A 979-nucleotide genomic window follows, 5' to 3' on the forward strand; every position below is an offset into this window, starting at 1 on the left:
TGTCGCCGCCGAGGTCGAAGAAGGAGTCGTCGATGCNGATGTGTTNGAGTCCGAGGACTTGGGNGTAGATGCCGGCCAGGATTTCTTCGACGGCGTCGGTNGGGGCGCGGTAGTGGTCGGTGCCGGTGTGGTCGGGTGCGGGCAGGGCGCGGGTGTCGAGTTTCCCGCTGACGGTCAGGGGCAGGGTGTCCAGCACTACCACGGCCGCGGGGACCATGTAGGCGGGCAGTTGTTGGGCGAGGTGGTTACGTGCGGCGGTGGGGTGTGCGGTGCCGGTGATGTAGCCGACGAGGTGTTTGATGCCGGGTTGGTCTTCGCGGGCGATGACGGCTGCGGCCAGTGCGGTGTGGATTTCGCCGAGTTCGATGCGGTAGCCGCGGATTTTGACTTGTTCGTCGGCGCGTCCGAGGTAGTGCAGTTGTCCGTCGGGGCGCCATGCGACGAGGTCGCCGGTGCGGTACATGCGGGTGCCGGGTGCCCCGTAGGGGCAGGCGATGAACCGTGATGCGGTCAGGGCGGTGCGTCCGTGGTAGCCGACGGCGACGCCGTGGCCGGCGATGTAGAGTTCGCCGACCGTTCCTGGGGGGACGGGGTGTAGCCATTCACGGGTGCGCCGATGGGTGCGGGGCCTGATCCTGGTGTCAGGGGTGTGCTCATGGTGGCGTAGACGGTGATCTCGGTGGGGCCGTAGGCGTTGATCACGACCCGCCCGGGTGCCCAGCGGTCGACGATGTCGGCGGGGCAGGCTTCTCCGCCGAAGAGCACGGCGACGTCGTCGAGGCCGTCGGGGTTGAGTGCGGTGGCTGCCGAGGGGGTTTGGGTGAGGACGTTGACGTGTTCACGCATCAGCAGTGCGTGGAAGTCTGGCGGGGAGGATGTCACGTTTTCGGGCACGATGACCAGGTGGCCGCCGCCGAGTAGTGCGGCCCAGATCTCCCACACCGAGAAGTCGAACGCATACGAATGGCATTGCGTCCAG

At 67.2% G+C, this 979-nt stretch carries 2 protein-coding genes; both read right to left on the bottom strand.

Going from position 1 to position 979, the window contains the following annotated elements; genetic code table 11:
- Positions 1-463, bottom strand: a 463-nt coding sequence (locus H7I57_RS33955; RefSeq protein WP_443678333.1) for an AMP-binding enzyme, incomplete at its 3' end; no start/stop codon positions are given.
- A 47-nt stretch (positions 464-510) separates the two neighbouring features.
- On the bottom strand, positions 511-979 hold a 469-nt coding region (locus H7I57_RS33960; RefSeq protein ID WP_443678334.1), incomplete at its 5' end, for an AMP-binding protein.

The organism is Mycolicibacterium pyrenivorans (assembly GCF_025821625.1).
In the GTDB taxonomy this organism is placed as follows: domain Bacteria; phylum Actinomycetota; class Actinomycetes; order Mycobacteriales; family Mycobacteriaceae; genus Mycobacterium; species Mycobacterium pyrenivorans.